Origin of the sequence: Acetatifactor muris (genome assembly GCF_024623325.1) — a bacterium.
GTDB classification, from domain to species: domain Bacteria; phylum Bacillota; class Clostridia; order Lachnospirales; family Lachnospiraceae; genus Acetatifactor; species Acetatifactor muris.
Genome location: NZ_JANJZD010000054.1, coordinates 1 through 23,803 on the forward strand (window position 1 = coordinate 1; position 23,803 = coordinate 23,803).

Annotated in this window: 26 protein-coding genes and 2 pseudogenes; 7 read left to right on the forward strand and 21 right to left on the reverse strand. The window is 47.1% G+C overall.

Annotated elements, in window-relative coordinates:
* Positions 1-125: 125 nt before the first annotated feature.
* The 8 genes and pseudogenes from NSB25_RS26875 to NSB25_RS26910 all read right to left on the reverse strand — a co-directional run.
* A pseudogene (locus NSB25_RS26875) lies at positions 126-314 on the reverse strand (pyruvate ferredoxin oxidoreductase); the annotation flags it as partial.
* 123 nt (positions 315-437) lie between these two features.
* Entirely contained in the window at positions 438-1,625 is a 1,188-nt protein-coding gene (gene porA, locus NSB25_RS26880) for a pyruvate ferredoxin oxidoreductase (protein WP_103242368.1), read from the reverse strand.
* Complete coding sequence (locus NSB25_RS26885) at positions 1,626-1,922, reverse strand: 4Fe-4S binding protein (RefSeq protein ID WP_103242367.1); 297 nt, start codon at positions 1,920-1,922, stop codon at positions 1,626-1,628.
* A 4-nt stretch (positions 1,923-1,926) separates the two neighbouring features.
* Positions 1,927-2,559, reverse strand: coding sequence for a 2-oxoacid:acceptor oxidoreductase family protein (locus NSB25_RS26890; protein WP_103242371.1), 633 nt, complete (start codon positions 2,557-2,559; stop codon positions 1,927-1,929).
* 50 nt (positions 2,560-2,609) lie between these two features.
* Entirely contained in the window at positions 2,610-2,768 is a 159-nt protein-coding gene (locus NSB25_RS26895) for a hypothetical protein (RefSeq protein WP_172455295.1), read from the reverse strand.
* Positions 2,769-3,173: 405 nt separating this feature from the next.
* Complete coding sequence (locus NSB25_RS26900; RefSeq protein WP_103242365.1) at positions 3,174-4,142, reverse strand: translation initiation factor 2; 969 nt, start codon at positions 4,140-4,142, stop codon at positions 3,174-3,176.
* Between the two features lie 3 nt (positions 4,143-4,145).
* Entirely contained in the window at positions 4,146-4,595 is a 450-nt protein-coding gene (locus NSB25_RS26905; protein WP_103242370.1) for a DUF4869 domain-containing protein, read from the reverse strand.
* Positions 4,596-4,723: 128 nt separating this feature from the next.
* Entirely contained in the window at positions 4,724-5,548 is an 825-nt protein-coding gene (locus NSB25_RS26910) for an AraC family transcriptional regulator (protein ID WP_103242364.1), read from the reverse strand.
* A 173-nt stretch (positions 5,549-5,721) separates the two neighbouring features.
* Between NSB25_RS26910 and NSB25_RS26915 the strand changes: the two genes are divergently transcribed.
* The 3 genes from NSB25_RS26915 (at position 5,722) to NSB25_RS26925 (ending at position 8,756) form a co-directional block, all read left to right on the forward strand.
* Positions 5,722-6,792, forward strand: a complete 1,071-nt coding sequence (locus NSB25_RS26915) for a Gfo/Idh/MocA family protein (RefSeq protein ID WP_103242363.1) — start codon at positions 5,722-5,724, stop codon at positions 6,790-6,792.
* A 130-nt stretch (positions 6,793-6,922) separates the two neighbouring features.
* Positions 6,923-7,792, forward strand: coding sequence for a Gfo/Idh/MocA family protein (locus NSB25_RS26920; protein ID WP_172455294.1), 870 nt, complete (start codon positions 6,923-6,925; stop codon positions 7,790-7,792).
* Positions 7,776-8,756, forward strand: a complete 981-nt coding sequence (locus NSB25_RS26925) for a Gfo/Idh/MocA family protein (protein ID WP_103242361.1) — start codon at positions 7,776-7,778, stop codon at positions 8,754-8,756. The genes NSB25_RS26920 and NSB25_RS26925 overlap by 17 nt, the downstream gene beginning before the upstream one ends.
* Here the strand turns inward: NSB25_RS26925 and NSB25_RS26930 are convergent.
* Positions 8,746-10,590, reverse strand: a complete 1,845-nt coding sequence (locus NSB25_RS26930) for an alpha amylase N-terminal ig-like domain-containing protein (protein WP_306817716.1) — start codon at positions 10,588-10,590, stop codon at positions 8,746-8,748. The two genes, NSB25_RS26925 and NSB25_RS26930, sit on opposite strands and share 11 nt — an antisense overlap.
* 129 nt (positions 10,591-10,719) lie before the next feature.
* On the opposite strand from NSB25_RS26930, the gene NSB25_RS26935 reads away from it, so the two are divergent.
* Positions 10,720-11,634 carry an AraC family transcriptional regulator gene (locus NSB25_RS26935; RefSeq protein ID WP_103242360.1) on the forward strand — a complete coding sequence of 305 codons (915 nt, stop codon included), beginning with the start codon at positions 10,720-10,722 and terminating at the stop codon, positions 11,632-11,634.
* Here the strand turns inward: NSB25_RS26935 and NSB25_RS26940 are convergent.
* From NSB25_RS26940 to NSB25_RS26950, 3 genes are all read right to left on the reverse strand, one after another.
* On the reverse strand, positions 11,609-12,577 hold the full coding sequence (locus NSB25_RS26940; protein WP_103242359.1) for a hypothetical protein: 969 nt from the start codon (positions 12,575-12,577) through the stop codon (positions 11,609-11,611). The two genes, NSB25_RS26935 and NSB25_RS26940, sit on opposite strands and share 26 nt — an antisense overlap.
* 107 nt (positions 12,578-12,684) lie before the next feature.
* Positions 12,685-12,888 (reverse strand): TatD family hydrolase, encoded by a 204-nt coding sequence (locus NSB25_RS26945; protein WP_103242358.1) that lies wholly within the window; start codon positions 12,886-12,888, stop codon positions 12,685-12,687.
* Positions 12,885-13,025, reverse strand: a complete 141-nt coding sequence (locus tag NSB25_RS26950; protein ID WP_146040196.1) for a TatD family hydrolase — start codon at positions 13,023-13,025, stop codon at positions 12,885-12,887. The genes NSB25_RS26945 and NSB25_RS26950 overlap by 4 nt, the downstream gene beginning before the upstream one ends.
* A 303-nt stretch (positions 13,026-13,328) precedes the next feature.
* Between NSB25_RS26950 and NSB25_RS26955 the strand changes: the two genes are divergently transcribed.
* From NSB25_RS26955 to NSB25_RS26965, 3 genes are all read left to right on the forward strand, one after another.
* Positions 13,329-14,171, forward strand: a complete 843-nt coding sequence (locus NSB25_RS26955; protein ID WP_172455293.1) for an AraC family transcriptional regulator — start codon at positions 13,329-13,331, stop codon at positions 14,169-14,171.
* Positions 14,172-14,256: 85 nt separating this feature from the next.
* Entirely contained in the window at positions 14,257-15,342 is a 1,086-nt protein-coding gene (locus NSB25_RS26960) for a Gfo/Idh/MocA family protein (RefSeq protein WP_103242355.1), read from the forward strand.
* A 93-nt stretch (positions 15,343-15,435) separates the two neighbouring features.
* The gene (locus NSB25_RS26965) at positions 15,436-16,062 is read left to right on the forward strand and encodes an AAA family ATPase (protein WP_306817717.1); all 627 of its coding nucleotides are present in this window, start codon (positions 15,436-15,438) and stop codon (positions 16,060-16,062) included.
* A 2-nt stretch (positions 16,063-16,064) separates the two neighbouring features.
* Here NSB25_RS26965 and NSB25_RS26970 read toward each other — a convergent pair whose 3' ends face one another.
* The 9 genes and pseudogenes from NSB25_RS26970 to NSB25_RS27005 form a co-directional block, all read right to left on the reverse strand.
* Positions 16,065-16,334 (reverse strand): hypothetical protein, encoded by a 270-nt coding sequence (locus NSB25_RS26970; RefSeq protein ID WP_103242354.1) that lies wholly within the window; start codon positions 16,332-16,334, stop codon positions 16,065-16,067.
* Positions 16,331-16,585, reverse strand: a pseudogene (locus NSB25_RS30055) (nucleoside recognition protein); the annotation flags it as partial. The pseudogene NSB25_RS30055 and the gene NSB25_RS26970, both read right to left, overlap by 4 nt.
* 576 nt (positions 16,586-17,161) lie before the next feature.
* Positions 17,162-17,500: a topoisomerase DNA-binding C4 zinc finger domain-containing protein gene (locus tag NSB25_RS29995; RefSeq protein WP_103242353.1), complete on the reverse strand. Its 339-nt coding sequence runs from the start codon at positions 17,498-17,500 to the stop codon at positions 17,162-17,164.
* 80 nt (positions 17,501-17,580) lie between these two features.
* Positions 17,581-18,543, reverse strand: coding sequence for a hypothetical protein (locus NSB25_RS26980; RefSeq protein WP_103242352.1), 963 nt, complete (start codon positions 18,541-18,543; stop codon positions 17,581-17,583).
* An 18-nt stretch (positions 18,544-18,561) separates the two neighbouring features.
* Entirely contained in the window at positions 18,562-19,407 is an 846-nt protein-coding gene (locus NSB25_RS26985) for a hypothetical protein (protein WP_103242351.1), read from the reverse strand.
* The gene (locus NSB25_RS26990) at positions 19,407-20,531 is read right to left on the reverse strand and encodes an AAA family ATPase (RefSeq protein ID WP_103242350.1); all 1,125 of its coding nucleotides are present in this window, start codon (positions 20,529-20,531) and stop codon (positions 19,407-19,409) included. Before NSB25_RS26990 ends, NSB25_RS26985 begins: the two co-directional genes overlap by 1 nt.
* Positions 20,516-21,907, reverse strand: coding sequence for a DUF262 domain-containing protein (locus tag NSB25_RS26995; RefSeq protein ID WP_103242349.1), 1,392 nt, complete (start codon positions 21,905-21,907; stop codon positions 20,516-20,518). The genes NSB25_RS26990 and NSB25_RS26995 overlap by 16 nt, the downstream gene beginning before the upstream one ends.
* A gap of 326 nt (positions 21,908-22,233) precedes the next feature.
* Positions 22,234-22,761 (reverse strand): spore maturation protein, encoded by a 528-nt coding sequence (locus NSB25_RS27000; RefSeq protein WP_103242348.1) that lies wholly within the window; start codon positions 22,759-22,761, stop codon positions 22,234-22,236.
* The gene (locus tag NSB25_RS27005) at positions 22,758-23,555 is read right to left on the reverse strand and encodes a nucleoside recognition protein (RefSeq protein ID WP_242982621.1); all 798 of its coding nucleotides are present in this window, start codon (positions 23,553-23,555) and stop codon (positions 22,758-22,760) included. The genes NSB25_RS27000 and NSB25_RS27005 overlap by 4 nt, the downstream gene beginning before the upstream one ends.
* Positions 23,556-23,803 lie beyond the last annotated feature (248 nt).

The window sequence follows — 23,803 nt, forward strand, 5'->3', positions numbered from 1 at the left end:
CAAGGGCGCGAAGCGCCGCATTTTTTGACTGGTTTGTCAAGTGTTTTTGAGAAAAAAGTGGGTGATTTTTGAAAAATAGGTTCTGAAAGCACCATGAAATAAGGGCTGAAGATTCCGAGAAGTTATGGATACATAAAGGAGGAAACTTCCAGGCATCCTGTGGCGTTGCCCACCACCGCCCTGTCTCCCTCGTGCAATGCGCGCAGCACCCCGCGGACCGCAACCGTTCCTCCGCAGCCGGCACACATCCTGTGACCCGGCGCCAGCCGCTCCGGTTTATTCATCACTTCTTTAAAATTATATGCAGCTTCCATATTCTGCTCCTTCACAAATATCTGCGTTCTTTACATGTGCTTTGTATCTATTGTAAAGCTCATTTTCTGCTGTAATACACTGTATTTTGGAAACCTCTCACTTTCTGTCAGCCGGCAGGCATTTCACCGGCTGCGCAGTCCTATGTACTCGTACATATCCGTTATCCTGTGGTCCGCGGCAATCTGCTCCAGCCTCTCATATACCTGGCAGAAATCCTCCACCGTGATATCTCTGCCGCCCAGTCCATACAGGTAATTCACAGCTTCCGCCTGACACTTTGCCTGATAGAGCGCCGCCCGCACCTCTGCTCCCAGAGGGCCCCCCGTGGCAGCAAACATCTCCGAACGGTCCAGAATGGCAACCGCCTTTACATGGGCCAGCGCCGATGCAATCTCCTCCTCCGGAAAAGGACGGAACACCCTGATTTTCAGCAGTCCCACCTTCTTCCCGGTGGTGTTCCTGATCTGGTCAACGGCCGCCTTACATGTCCCGGCCGCAGAACCGATGATCACCACCGCGTATTCCGCATCCTCCAGACAATAGCTTTCAAAGAAACCGTATTTCCTCCCTGTCATCGCCTCAAAGCGCTGTGCCACTTCCAGAATTACTCTGCGGGCATTGATCATGGCCTGTCGCTGCCCCCGCTTCGTCTCCATATAGTAGTTGGACACCGCATAAGGTCCCACCGCCAGCCTCTCCTGCGGATTCAAAAGAGAATGCTCCGGTTCTCTCTCTCCCACGAACTCCCTGACCAGATTATCTTCCACCAGCAGAATATTCTCCACACCATGACTGGTGATAAAGCCGTCCTGACAGATCATCACCGGGAGCATCACGTCTCTGTTCTCCGCAATGGGGAAAGCCTGCAGAAAATTGTCATAGGCTTCCTGATTGGACTCCGCATAAATCTGGATCCATCCGCTGTCTCTCGCCCCCATGCTGTCAGAGTGATCCGCATTGATGTTGATGGGGCCGGACAGAGCACGGTTTACCAGCGCCAGCACCACAGGCAGTCTGTTGGAGGCCGCCACGTACAGCTCCTCCCACATCAGAGCCAGACCGCAGGAGGAAGTGGCCGTGAGAGCTCTCGCCCCCGCCGCCGAAGCGCCCACAGTGGCGCTCATGGAGCTGTGCTCACTTTCCACCGGGATGAATTCCGTGTCAATCTCCCCGTTTGCTATGTAGTTGGCCACATACTGGGGAATCTCCGTGGAGGGAGTGATGGGAAAAGCCGGCATCACATCCGGATTAATCTGTTTTATGGCATAGGCCACCGCCTCATTGCCGGATAAACGTTCTCTCACAGCCATTTATTTTCCCTCCTTCATGGCAATCGCTCCAAAAGGGCATACTTTCGCACAGATACCACAGCCTTTGCAGTGGTCATAATCAAATTCTTCCCGCATCTTATCCTTCACCGGAATAGAAGAATCCGGACAGACAGGCGTGCACAGAAGACACTGCCTGCACTTTTCCTGATTCCACACAGGGGTTGCGGTCCGCCATTCCCCTGTGTGGAATTCTCTGGAGGTAGCCGCCTGGTAAATCTGATTGCCCTCCGTGATGTCCTGCCAGGGACTGTTTTCATTTATCCTTTCACTGATCATAGACTCATCCTGCCTTTCTCTCCTTCTGCAATTGTCCGGCTGTCTCATGAGAAGAATTCCTGCTCTTTTCAATTTCCTCAAATGTAAGCTTCAAAGCTTTCATATTGCCTTCAATGACCTCCGGTTTCTTGGCAAATTTATGCCGGAAGGAGGCTTCCATTTCCTGAAGAAATTCTTCCTGTTCCATGACACCGGATACCGCCACCACTGCTGCCAGCATGGGGGAATTGGGATAATTTTTCCCCAGCGCCTGGAGAGAAATGGCTTTGGCGTTCAGGGTGTAAACCGCACCTTTATAGCCGTGCAATAAAGGAATCAGCGCTTCTCTTTCCTTCTCCGTATTGATGATGACAGCACCGTTTTCCTTTAATCCATGGGTCACATCCGTACTCTCCAGCAGCCCGTCATCCACTACCACCACATAGTCCGGGTCGTATATGTTGGAATGTACGGTGACAGGTTCCGCGCTGATGCGATTGTATGCCGTAATCGGCGCTCCCATCCGCTCCGGTCCGTATTCCGGGAACCCCTGGACATACTTTCCCGCCTTGAATGCCACATCCGCCAGCAGAAGGGCCGCTGTCTTCGCGCCCTGTCCGCCTCTGCCATGCCATCTGATTTCCATTGTATCTTTCATATCTGCTCCTGTCTGCGTGTTCTGACACGCGATTTTTAAATCTGCCATTTTCAGATTGTTCTGCCAACCGGACAGGAATGGCCTTTCCCCTGTCCGCCGGCGCAGCACCATACCGCTCTGACGGCAAATTCCCCATGCTGGCCTGTGTACGAATAAGAATCCTGCTTTGCAGGATTCTGCGCCGCAAACGCGTCGCTTTCAAGCGACAATTTCCTCTGCGTTTGCGTGTGCATCCCTGCGGAGCATTTTTGTATCATAGGGAAGTTCGGAGGACTTTCCTATGATACAAAAAAGACTTCTACCGCAAACGGTAGAAGCCTCCATTTTCTTCTCAATCCCATCTACGACATACCAACATATGCGTCCTCTATTACGGAAGGAATCCGTCAGCATCTACTTGCATACCTGCTTTGGTGCTGCAACTCAGGAGGGATTTTCCATAGATTCTACTCGTACCGCTTCTCAGCTTTACGCGGCTCTCTGTAAGCTTTCAAAAATATGTACTCGCTCCGTCATCGTCTTTATTAATTTTTTTAATTTTAATCACATTTTCTCCACTTGTCAACAGTTTTCAATCATTTTTGCGGGAAAAATGGTTCTTCCTGTCTCTATGACTATTGATACCAGTTTACACCTTCTATTACATCCAGAATCGCCTGTTTCATTTTTCCATGTAAATAAGAGCCATTCAGTTTGCTCTTACTATATTTGAGATGCGAATCCCGGGTATATTCAACCAGCATCGCCATAAAAAAAAGCTCCCAGCTAAAGTACTTACTGCTTTCAATATAATCCTCCGGGTGACTCAGGATAGTCTGTACCTCTTTCCCGTCAATCATTCCTGATTTCAGCACCAGCCATTCAAAAGACTCCGGCAGATAACATTTTAATTCAGTTTTATATCTCATTAATTGATATAATTCATTCATCTCAGACCCAATCGCTGCACCGTCTGCAATTACCAGCACCGGTTCCCCATTCAATTTCTTCACAACAGTTTTCAGGTTGGATTTTCCTCTTGCACTGATACAGGCGATCTGGTTTTCGGCACAGATTTTACTGAAAAATTCATAGCCGGAATTGGAGTCTTCCACCACTATAGTCTCCGGCTTTCGTTTCTCATAAAATGGTTCTGCGCTATATATACGGTACAATTCATTATAAGTTCGTTTCAGGTCATGATACCTGCCGGAAGTATGGATACCATAAATCTCATCCACCGAATAAGGCAAATTAGGCAAATCCTCTCTTGTGACAATCACAAAATAATTGTCCGAAGCTTTCACGGCCTCGGCAAACTCCTGAGATTTCACAAATTTATTGTCCTCATCCAAAAAGATGATCTGTTCGTGAATGCCGGGCAACACAATATTCCAGTCACTTCCGCCAAGGGTTCTGCAGGGCCGCTGGCAGTGCACTTCAACTCCCGAGCTTTCTCCAAGAGCTGCCGCCTGCTCTATAAGATTGATTAATTTCGTCTTCCCTGTAGCACTGTCTCCACGGATGATGGTGATATTTCGCCGGATATCCAGTTCATAATGGAGCCTATTATTCTGTACGACAATATGATATTTCCCTTTCATACATCAGCGCTCCTTAATCGTCATTGCTTCTTCCAGATATTCCCCATAGCTGTGAACAGTCACCCCTGTATTGAGCATGACAGCCTCAAACTTCGGAACTTCGCTGAAATCCATCACATGATGCAGATTTATAGTCAAATCCTTCTTCTCAGCAAGCTTTACGATCCATTTCACGCAATTATCTCCACAGGCCGATGCATTAAAAATCCTGCCGCTCTCATCAAAAGCCATCAAAATCAAAGTTTTGACGCCACCGGAAATCTCTTTTACAGAAATTGGGCCGAGCACCGGACTCTCGATCAAATGTACGCCGATTACCTCTGATTTATCAATCTCTTTAATCATTGCAACCGTCAACGGATCGGTAATCCACTGGTCTTCATATTGATTGTCAAAATAAGTGGGAGGATGGTAAACCGCATTTTCCACTTCTCCAAATACTATTTTCAGCATCACAAACGCCATCTCCATTTTCATTTCATATTTATACTATATCATACCCGATTTTCAAAAGCAATCGTTACCAAATACAGCAAAATGGTTATTCTTTACTGCCTGATGGAGTACAGCTCTTTCTGCTGTCAGGACAGAATCTTCTGTATGACTTTCTTTCTTCCCTCCTCGGAAGGCGTATATTTAAAATATTTTGTATAATCTCTGTAAAAGGTGGAATAATTCCGGAAACCATAGGTCAATGCCACTTCCGTCGGCTTTTTTCCTGCCCGGATTTCCCGTTGGGCACTGATCAGCTTTTTGGATATGATATATTGCTTCGGACTGACTTTCATATGTTTCAGGAACAGCTGGTGGAGATAACTTTTGGTGATGTGAAGGTCGTCACAGACAGAGTCAATGGTGATGGGTTCTGTAATGTGTTCCTTGATGTAAATCACGGCACTGTTGACCAGCGGATTCACTGTACAGGTGCCGTTCAGCTTTGTTTCCACCGAGGCCAGTGCTATATTGTACAGAGCTTCCTCCACCAGATGCAGTAAAATATTCTGCAGGATTTCACCTCCAAAATGTCTGCAGTAATAGTCGAATTTCCGGAAGAGATCGGAGACCAGCGCATTTCCGTCGAACTGAATGACGGACAGGTCCTGAGGAATCCGCTCAAAGATATCCGAGTTCAGCTTTCTTTTGTTGAAGAGAATATTATATCGTTCATATTCCGTGATGCCGTTGGATTGGATGGAATGGCTTTCTCCGGGCCGGGAAAGGACCAGGCAGTTTCGGGAAAGCGGATATACTCTTCCGTCCAGACAGTAGGACATGTCACCTTTTTTGAGGAAAATCATCTCGCAGATGTCGTGCTGATGCAGGGGGAACGACATGACTCCCTGAAAGCTGGCATGGTCGAAATAGCAGTCAGCGGATCGGTAGCTGGAAAAAGTGGTATTTGACATGGAAATCCTTTCTGTGAATGAAACCGAACTCTATTTTAGTGCTTCATTTAAATACACATTTCAGTATAAGAGAAGTGTGTATTTTTTGCAATATAAAAAAGGATTTTATGTGATTTACATAGCAAAATTATATTGTAAAATAGAAGAAAAAAGGAAAGAAAGGGTGGGGAAACATGAAGAGACTGCAAGTGGCCATAATCGGACAGGGAAGAAGCGGCCGGGATATTCACGGTGCATTCCTGAAGTCGGAGGCGAATCTGTACTTCCAGGTAGCGGCAGTGGTGGAGACCGATGAGGCCAGACGCCGGAGAGCAGCAGCGGAATATCCGGGCGCAAGGTGCTATGGGGATTACCGGGAACTGTTCGGCCAGACAGATATTGACCTGGTGGTAAATGCTTCCTATTCGGAAATGCACTATGCCATTACAAAGGATTTGCTGGAGCATCATTTCCACGTGCTGGTGGAGAAACCTTTCGCGCGCAATTACTATGAATGCTGTGATCTGATAAATACTGCAAGCAGAAACGGAGTGAGACTGGCTGTTTTTCAGCAGACCTTTTTTGCTCCCTACTACCTGGCGGCGAAGGAACTCTGCGAGAGCGGGAAGCTGGGAGAGATCCGGCAGGTCAGTATACGCTTCAACAATTTTGCCAGGCGCTGGGACTGGCAGACACTGCAGAAGAAGCTGGGAGGAAGCGTATACAATACCGGGCCCCATCCCCTCGGAATCGCATTAGGACTGCTGGGGTTTGACGATAACTTGCAGGTGGTCTTCTCGAAACTGGATCGGGTTCTCACCAGCGGTGACGCGGAGGATTACGCCAAGATACTTTTGACGGCACCCGGAAAGCCGGTGGTAGATGTGGAGATCAATTCCACGGATGCCTTCCATGAGTATGCCATCAAGCTTCAGGGTTCCCTGGGAACCTACAGAAGCACTTACCAGAAGTATCAGATGAAGTATATCCTGGCGGGGGAAAATCCGGAACAGCCCGTAATTGAGGAGAGCCTGGAGGACGAGAATGGGCTTCCTGCCTATTGCAGTGAAAAGCTGAACCTGCACGAGGAGGAGGGAACCTATGACGGCACGGCTTTCGACGCGGGCACCAGAGGATTGTATGAGGATCTCTATCTGGCGCTGACGGAGGGTAAACCGTTGACGGTGACCTGCGAGGATGTGGCGAAGATTGTCCGGGTAATTGAATACGTCCATGCCCAGAACCCTCTGGATGTGAAATACTGAGAAAAGCGCTGGAAACATGCCGGACAAAGAGGAAGCAAATCTGACAATTTATCGAAAATAAGCAACAGATAATGAGATACACAGGCAAATGAAGACTTTGGCAGTGAGAAAAATAGGGAGAGGGATGACTATGTTAAAAGCAGCGATACTGGGATGTGAAAATTCTCATGCAGACTCTTTTCTGCAGTATCTTCTGGAGAAAAAAGCTGTGAAGGATGTGGAGATTCTGGGAATTTACAGTGATGAGGAAGAGGCAGTCAGAAAGCTGCAGGACAGATTCGGTGTCAGGGCCATGAAGAATTACGATGATCTGGTGGGGGAACTGGATGGATTGATTATAACGGCAAGGCATGGAGATAATCATTACAAATATGCCAGACCTTACATAGGTGACAGGATTCCCATGTTTATTGACAAGCCTGTGACAATATCCGAGAAGGACGCGAAGGATTTCCGGAGGGAGCTGGAGGCGAATCAGATTCCCATAAGCGGAGGCTCTATGTGCAAGTACAATGACTGGGTACAGGAATTGAAACAGGCAGTGGAGAAAGGGAGCTATGGAAGGATTTACGGCGGGACTCTGCGGGCTCCCATCTCCCTGCACAGCAAATACGGCGGATTTTATTTCTATTCTCAGCATCTGATACAGGTGATGGGCACGATTTTCGGATATTACCCGAAGTCCGTGCAGGTATTTCCCAGAGAGGATGTGTACACCTGTGTATTCCGCTATGCGGATTACGATGTGACCGGCGTGTATGTAGACAGCAGCTATACCTATTATGCGAGTCTGAACTGTGAGGAGAAATGTGTGGGCAGTATGTATACGCTGGATAACTGCGCGGAGCGGGAGGTGGAGGCGTTCTGTCGAATTCTGACAGGAGGAACTCAGGAGATGAGTTATGAAGATTTTTTTGCGCCGGTGTATATTCTGAATGCCATGGACCGTTCTGTGAAGAGCGGATTAGAAGAGGTCATAACATATGAAAATACTGTTTAACGGATTTCAGCACGGACATGTGGACCTGCTGTACCGCCAGACGCTTAAGATACCGGAGCTGGAGATTGCTGCGTGTCTGGAGGAGGATAAAAAGGCCGCTTCAGCGGCATCCGGCCGGCTGGGAATTCCCATCGTTCAGGACAGCTGTGATGCATGGCTTTCCGGAGATATCAGCATCGTGGCCATCGGCAAAAAATATGGAGAGAGAGGGCAGGCAGTTATCAGAGCCTTAATGGCCGGCAGGCATGTAATCTCGGACAAACCTCTGTGTACCCGTATGGAGGAGCTGGACGAGATTGAGAGGCTTGTGACAGAGAAGCAGCTTAAGCTCGGATGCATGCTGGACCTGCTGGATCTGCCCCAGGTGAACAGAGCAAAGGACCTTCTTAAGAAGAAATACCTGGGAGAAGTGCGTAATATATCATTTGGCGGGCAACATTATATTGACTACCTCCATCGTCCTTCCTGGTATTTTGAAAAGGATATGCACGGAGGAACCATCAACGATCTGGCCATTCATGGAATCGATCTGGTCAGAGAGCTCACAGCTCTGGAGATAGAAAAAGTGGACGGGGTGCGCACCTGGAATGCCTATGCGGTCAGAAATCCGGAATTTAAGGACAGCGCAGTTTTCATGGCACGGCTGAGCAACGGTGCGGAACTTCTGGCAGATGTGTCTTATTCCGCACCGGCACAGGTCTTTTCCATGCCTGCCTACTGGAACTTTAAGTTCTGGTGTGAGCGGGGGCTTCTGACTTTTCAATATACGGACAGTCATGTAACCGTTTTTGAGGAAGGTGCCACAGAGCCTCAGATTCTGGAAGGAATCATGCCGGAAAAAAGCTATTTGGGGAAATTCATGGAGGACATACAGGAGAATTCCAACGCCCGGACCAGAAGTATCATTGCTTCCACCAGAGCAGCGCTCCGGATACAGAAAGAGGCGGACGCCTTCAGTATGTAGCCGCACCAGGCACCAGCACTGCCGCCTCATACTCTCCCAGACTGCCTGAAAAGTCCTCTTCCGTTATCAGATTCCGCCATCCCTCCAGACCGGGCAGCCGGACAATTCCCTTCCTGACATGGAAAATCAGGATGATGCGCTGTTCATCCAGCTTTCTTTCCATATAGAGAAGCCCTTTTTCATCCTCCCCATACTGTACGGCCATTATTCCCTTTGTCAGCACCGGATACTGATGTCTGATCCGGATCAGTCTGCGGTAATACGCAAGGCAGTCTTGCTTCTGCCTTTTTTTATCCCAGAGCATTCCCCGTCTGCAGTCCGGGTCCGGACCGCCTTCCATGCCCACTTCATCGCCGTAATAAATCATGGGCATGCCGGGAAGCAGAAGCTGCATGGCCGCCGCCAGATTCTGCTTTCTCATATCATTTCCGGCACTGTGCAGGAATCTGGCCGTGTCATGGGTATCTATGAAGTTCCACAGATATCCCTCCAGGGCTTTGTTCAGATTCCCTTTTACAAAGTTCAGCTTCCCCCGGAAGCCGGAGGGTGTCAGCTCCTCCCGGACAATCAGGTCCACCACAGCGTCGTAAAAGGGATAATTCATGACACTGTCCCACTCGTCTCCCTCCAGAAAATCGCCGGCGTAATGCCAGACCTCTCCCACCAGCAGGATATCTTTCTTCACCGCCTTCATTTCCCTGCGGAACCGCTTCCAGAAGCTGTGACTGATTTCATCCGCCACATCCAGCCGCCAGCCGTCAATATCGCATTCCCGAATCCAGTAAGCCGCCACATTGATGACATAATCCGCTGTTTCCGGGTTCTGCAGATTCAGCTTCGGCATATAACCGGCATAGCTGAAAGTCTTATAACCGGGCCTTTTTCCCCACTCCATCACCAGCGGAAAGCTCTCGATATAATACCAGTCCACATACGCCGACTTGTCCTGCTTCTCCATAATGTCTCTAAAGGCAAAAAAGTCAATTCCTGTATGGTTGAATACACCGTCCAGAATCACATACATGCCTGCTCCATGAGCCAGTCTGACCAGCTCTTTCAAATCTTCCTTATCTCCGAAAGAGGCATCAATTTCGTAATAATCTGCAGTATTGTACTTATGAACAGAATCGGATCTGAAAATCGGCGTCAGATAGAGAATGTCCACCCCCAGATTCCTGATATGGTCAAAGTGCTCGATAATTCCCCGCAGGGATCCTTTCAAGTCGGCTTTGCCTCCAATAGGTGCCTGGTACCAGTCTTCCTCCGACACTTCCTTATCCGTGGCAAAACGGGAAGGGAAAATCTGGTAGATTACTTTGTTCTCAGCCCACGATGGCAGTTCGAACCGCTCTTCCTCCCGCAGCGTCTGGGGACAGTCGAACATTCTGTCTATACTGGTGATGCACTGGTCATAAAAACCATGATTTCCATAATAAACCACCTTTCCCGCCCAGTCCTCTATCTCAAAAAAGTATCTGAGACACACCACATCCAGGTCCACCTCTGTCTCATAATAGTCTATGTAATCGTCAGAATATGCCGGTTCCATTACACACTCCTGCCTGGTGTCCATATACGCAAGCGGCAGGTATTTATTCTGGGTATGAAGGATTACCTTCAGCGCATCGCCCTTCTTCACTTCAAGCCTGATTACAAAGTGTCCTTTTTCTGTGGCATAGCAATATCTTTTGTCCGCATAATGTCTGATTGCCGCGTATTCCATATGTCTGCTCTCCTGTTCCGCAGTCTCCTTCCATTGCCCCTTCACGGGAAAATTCCCGGCCGCCCGGCGGCCGTGCATTTCCAGGGCGTTATGCAGGAGAACCGCTGTCATAAGTCGCTGTGACCTGCGTTTTGTTTTTCCAATCTACTTGCATTATACGCTTATCAATGCTAAAATTCTTGTAAAATAATCCTTTCTTTTTAACACAATCCTATTTTCAGCATCTGCCGGAGGAATCCTATGGACCACACGCCCCTGCACGAAACCAAAACACATGGAACCGCCACATTTCCCTTCACCGTTTATCGGGGTATCATCCCCGAGTATTTCCGCTCTTTTCCCCTGCACTGGCACGATGAGTTTGAACTGATTTACTGTGTCCAGGGAAAGGTTCTGGTGACAGTGTGGGGACAGGCTTACACACTCTGTGCCGGATCTCTCATCGTAGTGCTTCCCCGTGCGGTGCACTCTATCGGCCAGTGCGGTTCTGCCCTGGGAGAATATTTTAACATTATGTTTCACCCCATGCTTTTCAAAGGTCCGGAGGACGATCCCTGCTATGAAAAATACGTTCTCCCTTTCCTGAATGGAGAGAAAACGCTGGATTGCTGCCATCCCTCAGATTCTCCCTTCAATCAGGCTGTAACTCCCTGCATTCTGTCCATGCTGGAGCATCGCAGAGACAGCTATTCCACCCATGAACTGATGATGAAGTCCTGTCTGTTCCTGCTCCTCCACCACATGAATCAGAACAGCACTGCCGTCAAATATAACAGCCTGCCACAGTTGTCCTATGGCAGGCTGAAAGATGCACTTTATTATGTCCAGCATTTTTATGACCAGGAAATTTCAGTGAAAGCTGCGGCCAGGCAATGCGGATTTTCGGAAAGTCACTTTATGAAACTATTCCGGGAATTTACAGGCATAAGTTTTAATGCCTACCTGGTGAATTACCGTCTGGATCTGGCGGCCAGACAGTTGTCGGAGACAGGACTTAAGGTCATCGATATCGCGGAGAACTGCGGCTTTCGAAACCACTCCTATTTCACCCGGGCCTTCCGGCAGAAATATGGAAGAACGCCTGTGGAATATCGGAAGGCGGCTCACACGTCCCATACGCAGTCCGCTCCTACAGCCTCTTCTCCTCCGGCGTAAAGAAATCGGATATCTCGCGTATCAAATCCCGTATCTTCACAATCAAATCCACCTTCTCCTGATCCATAAACCGGGTGGGCGCTTCCGGCTTCTCCCCCTTTCCCGGTTCTATCACGGCGGAAATGCTTTTCAGCATCTGCAGTTCCCCCACAGGCAGTTCCACCCCTAAGCGGGACAACAACGCTGCCTGCTGCTCTGCCAATTCACCGGGATTCTCCATGGAGAACTCTATTCTTACTATCCCTGTTTCTTCTCCGCCCGGCTCCGCATTGCCATTTTCACCGGAGACGGAACTCCCGATTTCCACCTCCATCCGTACCTGTTCCATCGCTACCCCATACCGGCATCCCTGTTCTGTTCTCTCCTTTGGCGCCAGGGCAAGCAACGGAAAATATGCCGCAGTGGACCGATCTGTACTGAACTCCGGCAGATGAAACTCCCGAATCCGGCTTAAATCCAGATCAAATATCTGCTCCACCTGTTCCAGCGTCATGTACACCGCCTCCAGCTCAGCCGGCATAATATGGTCCAGAAGCGCAACCTTTTCCACAAGATTCTTACGGATGGTATTGTAGGGCAGGGTCTCGTTTACGGCGTCCAGCTCGTCGCTCAGATACAGCTCCATCAGGGGCTCCTCTTCTCCTTCCGGATAAATCAAAGCCTGGATCTTATCTCCCCGGGTCCTTCCCTTTATCCTGAGCCGGAACAGGGCGTCTTCCTCATATCCGGTCAGTTTCGCAAGGTTCTCCAGCAACTTCGCCTGTCCGGCTTCCAGAGCGGTCCTGTCAAGCTCCACCTCCAAATCAAAGGTAAACTGCCCCGCCGCCATATGTCGCCGCAGCACTCCCGCATCCTTCCATATAGGATAGGAATAAATGCAGGCTCCCACTGCTGCCGCCAGCAGGAAAAATAATATAATATACCTTATCTTCTTTGCCTTCATTGCGAATTCCTCATAACATTTTGGACTACATTTCTATAACCTGCCCTGTCCCTGTCGGACCTGTCGAAAATTCTGACAAGTTGAGAATTCATCTAATTCTCCCCTCATCACCCTTTCACCCCAAATATCCGCTCCGTGTTCTTCTTCGCATGCTCCAGCAGCACTTCCTCGGAAACCTTCCGGTATCTGGCCAGATCTCTGACCACATATCTGATATTCTGCGGCACATTGGTCCTGTCCAGCCCCGGAACATTCTTCGGCGTCAGGTAGGGCGCGTCCGTTTCCACCAGAATCCGGTCCAGGGGAATCATGGCCACTCTCCTACGGCCACCATTCTGTCATTTTGGGACAGAATCCGCTCTATCTCCTGAAAATCCTCCTGTCTGGCCCTGTCGGCATTGTGAGGATGGATCCCCGCCGTCCCATAGGCGTCATCAGCACACCTCATTCTCCCACGCCTCCTGGAGCACCTTTTCCGGCTCCGGAAACTGCCTCGGGTTCCCGGCAAACCTGCTTCCTGTTCCGCATCCTCTGTTCGTTTCCCCGAAAGGCCGTTTTCCAGGGAACCGAATGTCTCGGACGCCACCTTACATTCTCAGGCACTGTATCCTGATTTCATTATACAGCAACAGGTAACAAAATCAACAAATTACCTGATTTCCAGAAACATATTTTCTTAAGCAATATTTTTCTCAATATTATGGACAAACATTACACCTTTTGCTATTCTGTTCTCAGAAAGGAGTCTATCATGCCTTTTTTAAAAGAAGAGTTTCATTTTGACGGCCCAATTTCTTTTACCATGTACGAAACCGATGCCCGGCAGATTATGATTCATTGTCACGATTGTCTGGAGTTGAATTACATCTTAAGCGGAAACGGACATTATATCATTGAAAACAAATCTTATCCCATTGCCGCCGGTGATATTTTTCTAATCAACAATTTCGAACATCACATGGCAGTTCACAATGGGGCCCTGTCTGTGTTAGTTTTTGTCTTTGATACAGGCTTTATCTGGGATACTCCTGAAGAATACGACTATGTAAAGCCCTTCTTTGAAAGGAACCGGCATTTTTCCAATAAGGTACTGCAGGATTCTCCATCCTATCCCTTAATCCGGGACAGTCTCTTAAGACTGCAAAAGGAATACATTGAACAACAGGATGGCTGGCCTCTCCTGATAAAAGCATATCTGATGGTTGCTTTAGGGGAATTTTATCGCTATTATCAAAGGCTGGACGCGCTGGAAACAGATTCTTCCGTGGCCATTGCCTATGGCCGCATCCGCAGCGTAGTAGAATATATCCATGAACATTTTGACGAACCTCTGACCTTAGGCCAGCTTGCCGACCATACCATGATAAGTAAAAATTATCTCTCCGCTGTCTTTTCGAATACCATGAAATTAAGCCTTTTCGACTATATTGAGCAGGTTCGTGTCAATCATGCCAGATGGCTGCTCCAGACCACAGAAGAAAGCGTTCTGGACATTGCACAAAAGTCCGGCTTTCACAGCAGTTCCTATTTCAACCGGGTCTTTAAAAAAATAATGGGCATAGCACCAAACCAATATCGAAAAAGCATAACATAGTACAATTTTCCCCTAATATAGCGCAAGACAATCCTTTTTTTCCGTTGTAAAATACAATCAAATATAACATGGAAAGGGTGAAAAAATGGGAAAAAAATATACTATGGGCGTTTTAGGCCTGGGAGAAGGCCGCAGTATTATCTCAGCCGTTTTAAACAGCGATTTATGGGACCTGGGTTGCATTTGTGATTTAAGTGAGGAATTGTGTAAGGAGCGCTGCCAGGAGTTTTCCATCACAAATTATACAACCGATTACAATGAGATGCTGCGGAATCCTCTTATCGAAGTAATCGGAATCTACACTCCGGATCAGCTTCATGCCACTCATATTAAAATGGCTCTGGAAGCAGGAAAACATGTCATATGTACAAAGCCTCTCATGGTTTCTTTAGAGGAAGCGAATACACTTCTGGCCGTGCAGAAGCGCACTGGAAAAACGGTCTTTGTAGGTCAAAGCTCCCGTTACTTTGAACCTCTTCGCAGACAGCATATGGATTATATGGTGGGAAAGCACGGCGATCTGGTTACTTTGGAGGCCCACTATATCAGTGACTCCCGCTGGTTTCTGGAACGCGACTGGAGTCGCCAGAAGGGGTTTTCCTGGATGTACAACTTCATGATTCATGCGGTTGATCTTGCCGCATGGTATCTTCCGGAAATTGAAGAGGTTTACGGAATGGCCGCAGTCAGTGCCAATACAAAAGCCTATGGTTTGGAAATTCCGGATACACTGAAATTTCTCTTAAAAGACAAGAGCGGCCGCTTTGCTTCCGTTACGGGATGTTATGCAACCCCGACCCTTGGCAGTTCTGTGGAGCAGTCCATCAGCTGCACTCTGAGAGGCACAAAGGGAATCAGCCGCGGCGGTTACCCAAAACTGCAATATTATACAAATTTTGAGCCTCTGGAAAAAACGGCCGGACTACAGACATTTGACGAACTGCATCCCTATTTCTTCCGGTTTGAACAGGAAAGCCATCATGCGGGCGAATATCAGAATTATATCGAGCATTTTGCCACCGCCCTGCACAATGGAGAAACCCCGAAACCTGATTTAAAAGAAGGCATTCATACCCTGGCCATTATGGAAGCCATGGATACATCCATCCGGACCGGAGAACGGGTATTCGTGGATGATATTTTAAAAAAGCATATAATTACACTTGATTAATTTTATGTAAAAAATCCGTAAACAGCCCCTGCTGGAAAACTGGGGAGAAGTGAACCTGTTCACCCGCCCCGACGGTTCGGCAAATCCCTGAACATGAATATGCTCCGTTATTTCTTCGAATACGGGTGCAACAGGGAGCTGTTTGACGGGTTGGAGATCAGCCGGGAAACGGACTACTGTGAAAAATACATGGGAAAATTTCCTGTGATTTCCATTACTCTGAAAGGGGTAAGCGCTATGGATTATGCTGGGGCGAAATCCATGCTGCGGACGATTATCGGAAACGAGGCGCTTCGGTTCCTTTTTCTCAAAGAAAGCCCTGAACTGTCAGCTGAAGAGAGGGAAAGCTACCGACAGCTGATAGAGATCGATCCCCAGGGCCGCCAGAAGTTTTCCATGTCAGACGACATGCTTGCCGACAGCCTTCGCACTTTGTCTGACCTGCTCCGAAAGCATTACGGCCAAAAGGTAATCCTTCTCATCGGCGAATATGATGTGCTGCTGGACAAGGCCCGGCAGTCCGGCCATTATGATGAAATGGGGCTTCGTCACCTTCGCTGCCAGGAAATACACGCTCATGGTATAGAACACTGTCTCCGTGCAACTCATCAGGATAGAGGTCAGCATTCCCGCATAGGAGTCCGGTCTGGAAGTCCGGAAGATGTCCAGCACAAGCCCGGTTGCGGCAGAGGAGGAAAAAAGATTTACAACCAGCAATAGCATCAGTTGGGCAGGCAGACCAACCCAACCGCAGCCGCGGCAGGCCCAAACAGACCGCCCAGCATCTCGAAAAAGCCCGAGGCCCGCAGCATTCCCACCGCCGCCAGCAGACCGATCAGTGTTGGAACGATATCTACCACGATTTTCAGTCCGTCTTTTGCCCCTTTCAGGAAGGTCTCATATACTTTTACTTTGGAGACGAATCCATAGCCTATGATACAAAAGATCAGGATGGGGATAACAATGTCCGAAAGATGCGCCAGTGCGTTCATACTGCTCTTCCTCCTCTGTCCTTGATCTTACAGTACGCGATCGCCCCCAGAGTGCTGACAAACGTTGCCACAATGGCCGGCACAATAATCGCTGTGGGATTGGCGCTGCCATACTGACTGCGGTAGGCAATCATGTTCACAGGAATCAGCTGCAGAGAAGAAATGTTGAGAATCAGAAAGGTGCACATCTCGTTGCTGGCGCGTCTGCCTGCGCCCTTTCCCTGACTGCCCCGGCCTGCACTCTCCTGCTTTTGGAAGCTTTTTCCTGCCCCGGATCCCTTTAAGCTCTTTCCTGCCGCCGTCTGCACATAAGTCTGTTCCCGGAGGTCCCTGTCCCTGCGAGCATCCCCTCCTCCGTGAACATCCCTTTCTCCGCGGGTATCTCCCCTTCCGTACTCTGCCTCCAGGTACTCCGGATTCCCCCGCTCCGCCTCCAGCTTCGCCAGCTCCTCCATGGCTTTTAAGCCGGCAGGTGTACAGGCCCAGCCCCAGCACATTGGCTGGTATCAAGTTAGGACTAAACTTTCTTTAAAATTCTTTAAACCTTTCGGATATACCCTCTCTGAACAGCAAAATTTTATATAATCCCCTCAGCCCCTTATCATATATAATGTGAAAATGCAGACAATATTCTTTTGTAATTAACTTGCCTGCATTTTCATCCGGTAAACCTCATATAACTACAATCTCGGTTTTTCCCATATTCTTATGTTTAATCTGCATCGCTATTGTAGTATACAAATTAATATCCACTTTGGTAGATTTCAAAGTAACCGCTAACTGTTCAGCCAACCCAACAGACCCTTTCGGCATCTCAATAAAACTTCCTATCTTATTCCGCAACTATACCTACATGCTGGAAAGTTACTACATCCCATAAATCTGCCATATTGTCCGTTTCGCTCACGCAATCTGCCTCCGCATTCCGGGCCGGTATTGGGGTCATGTTTACTGCGTACTTTTGCTATTTTTTCTTCAGTTTTCTGAGTAACCTCTGGATTATTGACAAAACAGTCTCTGCAGGTTCCAAGGTTGATATGCCCCTTGCCGCCATAGATACTGGACTCACCCTCCATCGCTATCTTCCCACAGAATTCGCATTTGATCCAGCGATTGCCATCGGCATCTTTCACCAGCGTCTCCTGCTGGGAGAGTTTTGATTCCATATTTCTTTTAAATTCTTCTTCTCTTTGACGTTTCTCCGCCTGTAGTCGTTCCCCTTCAAGCCTTTGTTTTTCGTTAAACTCTACTCTACGTTTGGCTGCTTCCTCAGTCCGACGCTCACGTTCTCGTTTGGCTTCTTCCTGTTGTTTACGGCGCTCTTCCCGATCGTGCTCTTCTTTTTTCTAAGAAGCTTTTCCATCGCCTCAGTATAACGCTTTTCTTCTTCAATCCGTCTGGCTTTTTCACATTCTATATCTGCCTGGAAGTTATCCATTGCCTTAGACAGCTTATCGTTTAACAGCTCATCGGCATATAAAGTCTGTCCGTCTGTGCCGATGCTGAAATCTCTTAACAAGCCCTTTGCGAATATTACCTCTTGCCACAGTCCCTCCATATCCTGCGCATAAAATACCGCTTCCATTTCAGCCGCATTATAATCCACATCGACCACCATAAGAAGCAGACAATATCCCTGCCTCTGCTGTACCTTCATCAGCCATTCCGGATATTGCCCCTCACTGCCGCCATTCTTATAATCCACAATATAGATGATATGAATCCCCTGGCTGTTGCTTTCCAGAATATTCATTTTTTCTTCGGACAGATTCCCTCTCTCATGACAATAGCTGAGCGCTGTCTTCCTGCTTTGGGACAAAAAGGTGAATTCGTAGTTCCTGTGAATATCATCAACAGCATGAATAGGAACCCTGGATTCCATATCCGCCGCTTTTAGCTTCTCATCCAGCCAGCATTTGAGAACAATCTTTGAATTTACCGAAGTCTTCCCCTCCGTAATCATATGACAGTCCTGGTCGGAACTCCCATCCTTAATCCTGAAATGCTGTTCCCGCAGATTCTTGTCGCCTGCGACTAAGACGAGATTTGCACCGCATCCGCAGGGACAGAACAGTTCGTTATTCCGGCTCCTGCCCCTCAGTTCCCTCAGTTTTTCCGGAATATTTATCTGCCGTCCGTTCACAACGGTATAGATCGTTTCTATTCCTATATATTTACCCTTATATAAAGCAACCGTCCTCTGCGCCATAGGCCTTCGCTTTCCTCCTCACAAATGCTTTCCGATATGCTTTACAATGACTTTCCCTCCCAATATATCCCTTTTTCCTGGAAAGAAGTAAATCCTGTCCTGGCGCTCCCTGTTAACATTAAATGTTTTAAATTTGGTATGTAATTCGCAGATAATCGTTTCTTCCTGTCCCGTTGCCTCATTTCTCCGGCTTTCCTTTAGTGCCTGCACTTTATCCCTTCCCACCTGTGGCGAGCAATCGATTCCTGTGTCAGCAGAAAACTGCTGCGCAATCTCCTGAAATGATTTATGTTCATCAAGCAACTCACCAAATTTAACTCGATAATCATTAAGCCAGGTCAAATGCTCCACTATCTCCTCCCGTATATCTTCAAACCTCCGATTCAGCGTATTCACTGTTGTCCTTACGCCTTCTACAAAATAAATATTGGGAAAGCATTCCTGTAAATCGTTACAAAAATCATCTTTCTTCTCTAAAGCCAGATAACTTCTTATTCCAGTATAATACGCTAATATTGTTGATATGTAATAAACACACACTCTCTGAAAGGATAGCACTAATATCATAATTTTCTGTATCTTCCCTATCTCTCCCAGAAGCTTATCAAACTCTTCCTGCGACACACACTTTGCTCTCTCCATACGTCTGGCCAATTCTCTCTTGATATCGTTTAACTCAATCTGCTCCTTGGAATAAAGCCATCCCCAAAGTTCTGCCTCATCCAATGTGCTTTCACAAATTGCATTCCAAATATCGTTTTGTTGAATAAATTGGACTAAATCCAAAAAGGCATCCAATTGACTTTCCGATGCGCTCGTGAAATCCTGTTTTATTTCCTTTCCCCACAGTACCGCTTTTTTCATTACCTTCTCCTAAGTTCTCTCAGTGTCTTTAAATCCTCTTCCTCCTGATCAAGAAAACCTTCAGGCCATGCTTCCAAATCCATTCTATCATTCAATGGTATATTCTCAACTTTATGTTTTGCCTCTGCGCCACATACACTGACTGAGAAGAAATTAATACTTATATCTTCCGGTTTCATCGCATTTTTCAGAGCAGCAATCCTGATTCCGTTTAATACATGTTCGCTATGGGTTTCTACAATAACCTGAACCCCAGATAATGCCATTATTGCCAAAAAGTACCCTATATGCGACTGCCCCTTTGGATGCAGATGCGCTTCCGGATTCTCCACAAGAAAAACACTGCCACTTTCTGCCAACAAACCAGTCAGCACAATCGGAAGAACGTAGGATATCCCAAATCCAAAGTTATAGGGTGACAGAAAACCTGTATCCAGCGCCGGCTGTCTCAGGCTCATCTTACTAATCCTCAGTTCAGTCATATCATCTGCATTTATTTCAATTCCCGGTATAATGTAATCCATCCAGTATTCCACCTGTTTACTGAATGTACCGACCTTTTTATTCTCATCCAGTCCAAAACACTTTGACTCTTTCACCTTACTTGGGCCAAGCATGCTCAACAAATGTATTGTATTTTCGCCATATACGCCACAGCCATCCACCAATTTAGAGTTAATTGTCTGGTAATTTCTCGGCCCCATCCTCTCTGCGTTTAAATAATAAAAGCCTTTCGAAAACAATCCCTCACTTGACGACATTTTTGCTACATCATATCTGTTCTTAACAGTCATTTCCATAGGGCTATGCTCGTCCGAAATAAGATTATATTCATACTCATCCACTCTCAAACAGATATCTTCCCTATTCTTAGAGGATTTGATATGTTCCGCATCTCCCAGCTGTAACCCATACACATCATTTAACTGAACACTATATTCCTTTACCTGCGTTTCTTTGAACAGAACCGCCTGCTCATATATCTGCCTCAATATAATACAGGCTTGGATAACCGAAGACTTGCCGACCGAATTACTTCCCAGACAGATTGATATTTTACCCAACTTTATTTTCGTTTTTTCTGAAAAACATTTAAAATTCTCAATAGTTAGTTCTCGATGCATTCCTTATTCCCCATTATCTTCTTAACAGTATCATAAACAAGTTTCACATTTTTGGCATCATTTGTTGCCATGGATAAAGCGTTCCTGAATTTTTCATTTTCATTAATTTCAATCTGCATTTGCCCTGCTATCCTGTCCTTATCCATTTCACGGAGCTGTTGCGGCATAATGTCACAAAGTACCCTGGAAACGCCGAGGAAGAGCGCTTTATTCACATAGTTTGCTTTTCTAAAAGCATTGGGCCCAAATAAATAAAAAGCATTGTCCATCGCCTGAAAAAAATGCTGCCTTATTTCTTTCAATGTAGCCAACTCCAGGATATTCAATCTTTCCACCGTGTCATTTAGCAGTTCATCCATGCCACCCTTGTATTCAGCGGTTACTTTTTTGTGATCTATCAGATAAAAAGCAATAAAACGCAGGACTAACTCATCATCTGCCATTCTCGCAGCACTTATACTTTTTCTGGTAGCATGCAGGAAATTCTCGGATCCAGATAATTCGTGCAGAAAATTTCTTGTCCTCGCATTTGCCAGACAATTCCTGATTTCCTGGCTGTTCAACGCTTTTCCGCCCGTATTGATCCGCTTGAAAATATCATATTTTACCTTGCCGGGAGTCTGTGGGTCTATTACATTTACGAACAGTTGCGTCTGCTCTATACGCCTCACATACATATCTTCAAGACTATCGGGTTTAGCATCCAGTAATTTAAAATATTTCCCATTACACTCTGACAAATATTCCAGATTTTTCAATCTGAATTCATTCTTCATAAAGGAATGAATAACCGTCAGTCTCTGCACACCATCTACAACTTGAAACATTCCTTCTTCATCCTGCGCAAAATAGAATACCGGGATTGGTATCCTCAAAAGAAGTGATTCTATTAATCTGGATTTTCTCGTAATATCGTTCCATACAAAACCCCTTTGAAAGTCCGGCGAGAGGTCAACATCGCCCCTTTCAATCAGATCATCCATCTGTCTGATTGAAAACATTTTTGTATCCACACGTATCAGTTTCGGATTATAAGGATTGTATTTTACACCGTCTTCCCCTTCCTCTTCATCTGCATCATCAAATCCATCTTCTATATTAATCAGCTGATTCATTTTCGTTTCAAATACAGCATCCAGAAAATGGTGTCGAATCTCATCAATTGATTCAACTATCGTATCACTCTTTGCAATCTTTTCAACTGCCCTAATCGCTTCATCCGTGATAATTTCAATGGAAAATCCCTCATCCTCAAATTTCCATATGATTCTTTCCCCTTGTTTCTGTCGCTCCAATGGGAAAGTATTTATAACATTATCGGTATCTGTCAAACAAATTGTCAATTTTTCAATCTCACTTTTTTCATATTCCATCATAATATACCTCTTACGTATTTTGGGCTTCTCAACCTGTTTTCTTCCCTTACTAGATAAACCTTATCTCAGCACTTTGGTAGTTTACTTTTATCTTAGATTATACTGGCATAAATTGCTTTCGTCAAATCATTATTGACAAGATTATCTCTTCTATACAGCTTTCTATATAAGGGAATATCTAATTTTTCCACACCAAATATGCATCATAGAAACTGCTTCGCATTTTCTATGATCAAAATTCTATAATAGAATCCAAGAGAGGATTCTATTATCAAGTTTCTATTATAAGAATCCATTCTAATCCTGATTTTTTGTAACAATGTCTCTTACACCATCCACCCGGTCAGCAATACGCTCATCACCGTTCCCGCCAGGGTAGCCAGCAACGCTCCCGTCAGGGTAAATCTTGTCTTCGTCACCTTCGCCGCCAGAAAGTACACGCTCATGGTGTAGAACACCGTCTCCGTGCAGCTCATGAGGATGGAAGTCAGCATCCCCGCATAGGAATCCGGTCCGGAGGTGCGGAAGATGTCAAGCACCAGTCCCGTAGCCGCTGAGGAGGAGAACAGCTTCACCACCAAAAGCGGCATCAGCTGGGCAGGCAGTCCCACCGCTGCCGCCGCAGGTCCCAGCAGCGTCCCCAACATCTCGAAAAACCCGGACGCCCGCAGCATCCCCACTGCCACCAACAAACCGATAAGGGTAGGCACGATGTCCACCACAATCTTCAGCCCGTCCTTTGCCCCTTTCAGAAAGGTTTCGTATACTTTCACCCTGGAGACAAATCCATAGCCCACAATAAAGAAAATCAAAATCGGAATCACAATGTCCGAGAGATGTGCCAGTGCATTCATATTGCTTTTCCTCCCCAGCTGCCTTTACCCATACTGTCTGTATCCACACCGCTGCTCAGGCAGCTGCCACCTATCCTGGTCCCTGCGGAATGATCCTTGATTTTGCAGTACACAATCGCCACCAGGGTGCTCACCAGGGTGGCTGCTATGGCAGGTGCAATGATTGCCGTGGGGTTCGCGCTGCCGTACTGGCTTCGATAGGCGATCATGTTCACCGGAATCAGCTGCAGGGAGGAAATATTGAGAATCAGAAAAATACACATCTCATTGCTGGCCCGCCTGCCCGCGCCCTTTCCCTGGCTGCCCCGTCCTGCACTCTCCTGCCTTCGGAAGCTTTCTCCTGCCCCGGATCCCTTTAAGCTCCTTCCTCCGCGGACGCCCCCTTCTCCGTATTCCGTCTCCAGATACTCCGGATTCCCCCGCTCCGCCTCCAGCTTCGCCAGCTCCTCCATGGCTTTTAAGCCGGCAGGTGTACAGGCCCAGCCCAGTCCCAGCACATTGGCAATCACATTCGTTGCTATGTATTCCCCTGCCGGATGTCCCTTCGGAATCCGCGGAAACATAAATCTCAGAAAGGGCGAAATTCCTCTGGTAAGCTTTCTGACCAGCCCCGCCCGCTGAGCTATCTCCATCAGCCCCATCCAAAGCGCCACCACCCCCGCCATAGTGAAGCACAGGGAAATCGCCTCTCCCGCACTGTCCAGTGCGGCGTTGGTCACATCTCCCAAATGCCCGGAAAGGGCTCCGTAAATCACTGCCAGCAGTATCATAACCGCCCATATTAAATTCAGCATAAACTACTCCAGAACTGTCGTTATCTTATTTTATGTAGAAGAGGTATCGCCCATACTATAATATTTTTATTCAGGACAGGAATTGGAATCGTGAAGACCAAAAAGGCACCTCAGGACAATCGGTTCTTTCTGAACTTTGGGTATAATCAATAAATAAGACAGGATTTACACCTGTCTTATTTATTGATTTATTACTTCTCATATTTGGGTATTTGTGTTATAATAGAGACATCAAAATGAGAGGTGAA

Bases quoted from the DNA above. Each gene is read 5' to 3' on its own strand.
- NSB25_RS26950 (WP_146040196.1), bottom strand. From the start codon at position 13,025: ATGAGGTGTGCTGATGACGCCTATGGGACGGCGGGGATCCATCCTCAC.
- NSB25_RS26965 (WP_306817717.1), top strand. From the start codon at position 15,436: ATGAATATGCTCCGTTATTTCTTCGAATACGGGTGCAACAGGGAGCTG.
- NSB25_RS29995 (WP_103242353.1), bottom strand. From the start codon at position 17,500: ATGGAATCAAAACTCTCCCAGCAGGAGACGCTGGTGAAAGATGCCGAT.
- NSB25_RS26930 (WP_306817716.1), bottom strand. From the start codon at position 10,590: ATGACAGCGGTTCTCCTGCATAACGCCCTGGAAATGCACGGCCGCCGG.
- NSB25_RS26970 (WP_103242354.1), bottom strand. From the start codon at position 16,334: ATGAACGCACTGGCGCATCTTTCGGACATTGTTATCCCCATCCTGATC.
- NSB25_RS26945 (WP_103242358.1), bottom strand. From the start codon at position 12,888: ATGATTCCCCTGGACCGGATTCTGGTGGAAACGGACGCGCCCTACCTG.
- NSB25_RS27005 (WP_242982621.1), bottom strand. From the start codon at position 23,555: ATGCTGAATTTAATATGGGCGGTTATGATACTGCTGGCAGTGATTTAC.
- NSB25_RS26920 (WP_172455294.1), top strand. From the start codon at position 6,923: ATGTTAAAAGCAGCGATACTGGGATGTGAAAATTCTCATGCAGACTCT.
- NSB25_RS26905 (WP_103242370.1), bottom strand. From the start codon at position 4,595: ATGCTGAAAATAGTATTTGGAGAAGTGGAAAATGCGGTTTACCATCCT.
- NSB25_RS26990 (WP_103242350.1), bottom strand. From the start codon at position 20,531: ATGCATCGAGAACTAACTATTGAGAATTTTAAATGTTTTTCAGAAAAA.
- NSB25_RS26980 (WP_103242352.1), bottom strand. From the start codon at position 18,543: ATGGCGCAGAGGACGGTTGCTTTATATAAGGGTAAATATATAGGAATA.
- porA (WP_103242368.1), bottom strand. From the start codon at position 1,625: ATGGCTGTGAGAGAACGTTTATCCGGCAATGAGGCGGTGGCCTATGCC.
- NSB25_RS26925 (WP_103242361.1), top strand. From the start codon at position 7,776: ATGAAAATACTGTTTAACGGATTTCAGCACGGACATGTGGACCTGCTG.
- NSB25_RS26885 (WP_103242367.1), bottom strand. From the start codon at position 1,922: ATGATCAGTGAAAGGATAAATGAAAACAGTCCCTGGCAGGACATCACG.
- NSB25_RS26915 (WP_103242363.1), top strand. From the start codon at position 5,722: ATGAAGAGACTGCAAGTGGCCATAATCGGACAGGGAAGAAGCGGCCGG.
- NSB25_RS26985 (WP_103242351.1), bottom strand. From the start codon at position 19,407: ATGAAAAAAGCGGTACTGTGGGGAAAGGAAATAAAACAGGATTTCACG.
- NSB25_RS26890 (WP_103242371.1), bottom strand. From the start codon at position 2,559: ATGAAAGATACAATGGAAATCAGATGGCATGGCAGAGGCGGACAGGGC.
- NSB25_RS26900 (WP_103242365.1), bottom strand. From the start codon at position 4,142: ATGAAAGGGAAATATCATATTGTCGTACAGAATAATAGGCTCCATTAT.
- NSB25_RS26960 (WP_103242355.1), top strand. From the start codon at position 14,257: ATGGGAAAAAAATATACTATGGGCGTTTTAGGCCTGGGAGAAGGCCGC.
- NSB25_RS26995 (WP_103242349.1), bottom strand. From the start codon at position 21,907: ATGATGGAATATGAAAAAAGTGAGATTGAAAAATTGACAATTTGTTTG.
- NSB25_RS26910 (WP_103242364.1), bottom strand. From the start codon at position 5,548: ATGTCAAATACCACTTTTTCCAGCTACCGATCCGCTGACTGCTATTTC.
- NSB25_RS26935 (WP_103242360.1), top strand. From the start codon at position 10,720: ATGGACCACACGCCCCTGCACGAAACCAAAACACATGGAACCGCCACA.
- NSB25_RS26955 (WP_172455293.1), top strand. From the start codon at position 13,329: ATGCCTTTTTTAAAAGAAGAGTTTCATTTTGACGGCCCAATTTCTTTT.
- NSB25_RS26940 (WP_103242359.1), bottom strand. From the start codon at position 12,577: ATGAAGGCAAAGAAGATAAGGTATATTATATTATTTTTCCTGCTGGCG.
- NSB25_RS27000 (WP_103242348.1), bottom strand. From the start codon at position 22,761: ATGAATGCACTGGCACATCTCTCGGACATTGTGATTCCGATTTTGATT.